3 protein-coding genes are annotated in these 2,167 nt (G+C 49.9%); all 3 read right to left on the bottom strand.

Features of this window, described 5'->3' with window-relative positions; translation table 11 throughout:
- Positions 1–50: 50 nt before the first annotated feature.
- Positions 51–608, bottom strand: coding sequence for a ribosome recycling factor (frr, locus tag COY37_RS09450; protein ID WP_286677687.1), 558 nt, complete (start codon positions 606–608; stop codon positions 51–53).
- Between the two features lies 1 nt (position 609).
- Positions 610–1,332 carry a UMP kinase gene (pyrH, locus tag COY37_RS09445; RefSeq protein ID WP_286677686.1) on the bottom strand — a complete coding sequence of 241 codons (723 nt, stop codon included), beginning with the start codon at positions 1,330–1,332 and terminating at the stop codon, positions 610–612.
- Between the two features lie 156 nt (positions 1,333–1,488).
- Entirely contained in the window at positions 1,489–2,088 is a 600-nt protein-coding gene (tsf, locus tag COY37_RS09440) for a translation elongation factor Ts (RefSeq protein WP_286677685.1), read from the bottom strand.
- Positions 2,089–2,167 lie beyond the last annotated feature (79 nt).

Below are 2,167 nucleotides of genomic sequence, written 5' to 3'. Positions count from 1 at the left end.
TTATCTATAAACCCATTAATCTATTATCTATAAACCCATTAACCGGTCTTCTAGACTTCCATTATCTCCTTCTCTTTGTGGTGCAGGAGGGCGTCGATTTCTTTTACGTATTTTTCAGTGAGTTCGTCGACTTTTTTCTCGGCGCGTTTCCTGTCGTCCTCAGAGATCATTTTCTCGTCTTCGAGATCCTTAAGGTCGTCACGTGCCTCATGGCGAACGTTTCGGACGCCGACCTTGCCTTCTTCGGCCATCTTTTTGACCAGTTTTACGAAGTCTTTTCTTCTCTCCTCGCTAAGCGGCGGGAAGGGTACCCTGACCACATTTCCGTCATTCGAGGGATTAACGCCGAGGTCGGACATCATAATTGCCTTTTCAATCGCACCTATCGCGGATTTATCCCATGGCTGGATGATCGCAAGCTGCGCCTCGGGCGTGCTGATGCTTGCCATCTGCTTCAGCAGTGTTTTCGTGCCATAATAGTCAACGTTTATCCTGTCGAATAAAAACGCCGAGGCGCGGCCGGTCCGCACCCCTGCAAACTCGCTCTTTATCGCCGCAACAGCCTTTTTCATCTTTTCTTCAGATTGAGAAAGCACATCTTGCACCATCTTATTTCCCTCCTTGAACTATGGTACCTATATCTTCTCCTTCGAGAACCCGTTGGATGTTATTCGGCTTGGTTATATTAAACACAATGATAGGTATGTTGTTGTCCATGCAGAGAGAAATAGCCGTGGTATCCATGACGCGCAGCCCCTTGTTGAGGACCTCGATATATGTCAACTGCGAAAAGCGCTTTGCATTCGGGTTTTTCTCCGGGTCAGAGTCGTAGACGCCGTCGACCCGCGTGGCTTTAAGAATGGCGTCTGCGCCTATCTCAAGCGCCCTGAGCGCGGCCGCCGTATCTGTGCTGAAGAACGGGTTGCCCGTCCCTGCGGCAAAGATTACCACGCGACCCTTTTCAAGGTGGCGCATGGCGCGGCGCCGAATGTAGGGCTCGGCCACTTCCTGCATGGTTATAGCCGATTGAACCCTTGTGTTTACGCCTTCCCTCTCCATGGCCTCCTGCAGCGCCATCGCGTTCATAACGGTTGCGAGCATGCCGATATAGTCCGCGGTCGTTCTATCCATACCGCGGGCGCTGGCTTCAAATCCACGAAATATATTTCCCCCGCCTACTACGATTGCCAGTTCGATGTGGTCGTCGTAAAGCTCTTTGATTTGCTGTGCGATAGAGCGCATTACTTCGGGATCGATGCCATAGCCGCCCGTTCCGGCAAGCGCCTGCCCGCTGAGTTTAAGAAGCACCCTTTTATACTTGTATTGAGTCATCTCTCACGCTCTCTTCCAATGTGGTAAGGTAAATCCACATAACCGTGATGCTATAGTTATAATACCAGAACACCCGTGTGACGTGGGCTCACGGCTATGGCTTTTTAATCAACAGTTTATGAAACGAGCGGTACTACAATGCACAGCAGCACGAAACTAAATAGTTTCGCCCAGCTCGTAGCGCACAAAACGCCTTACGCCGATGTTCTCACCGAGTTTGGCTGCGATTTCACCGAGGTAGTCATTCATCGTTAGGTCCGGATTCTTAACAAATACCTGTTCCATCAGCACTACCTGTGTATAGTATTTCTCGAGCCTACCCGTGGCGATTTTATCGAGAACGTTGTCCGGTTTGCCTTCTTCGACGCCCTGTGCGCGGTAGATCTCCGCCTCCTTCGCAATGACATCGTCCGGGACGTCTTCTCTTGTTACATATAATGGATTGCCTGCTGCGATCTGCAGCGCGATATCATGTACGAACTGCTTGAAGTCATCGCTTCTCGCCACGAAATCGGTTTCGCTGTTAACTTCTACTAGGACGCCGATTTTTCCTCCCGCATGAATATATGAATCGACAACACCCTCTTTTGCCTCGCGACCCGCCCTTTTGGCAAGGGATGCCAGGCCTTTTTTCCTTAAGATATCGGTCGCGCCAACGATATCGCCGTTTGCTTCCTGGAGTGCTTTCTTGCAATCCATCATGCCGGCCCCGGTTATCTTTCTCAACTCATTAACAGCAGCCGCTGTTATCTTCATTTCCAAACCCCCTTATAAAATCCACTTAAGCTATCTATTAATAATCACTTTTCTAAGCCTAGGCCCTCTCACTTCAAAC

The sequence above is a fragment of the Candidatus Aquicultor secundus genome (assembly GCF_002791875.1).
GTDB classification, from domain to species: Bacteria; Actinomycetota; Aquicultoria; order Aquicultorales; family Aquicultoraceae; genus Aquicultor_A; species Aquicultor_A secundus.
Note: the sequence above shows the minus strand (reverse complement) of the source record. Positions and strands in the feature narration are given on the sequence as shown.

Bases quoted from the DNA above. Each gene is read 5' to 3' on its own strand.
- tsf (WP_286677685.1), bottom strand. From the start codon at position 2,088: ATGAAGATAACAGCGGCTGCTGTTAATGAGTTGAGAAAGATAACCGGG.
- pyrH (WP_286677686.1), bottom strand. From the start codon at position 1,332: ATGACTCAATACAAGTATAAAAGGGTGCTTCTTAAACTCAGCGGGCAG.
- frr (WP_286677687.1), bottom strand. From the start codon at position 608: ATGGTGCAAGATGTGCTTTCTCAATCTGAAGAAAAGATGAAAAAGGCT.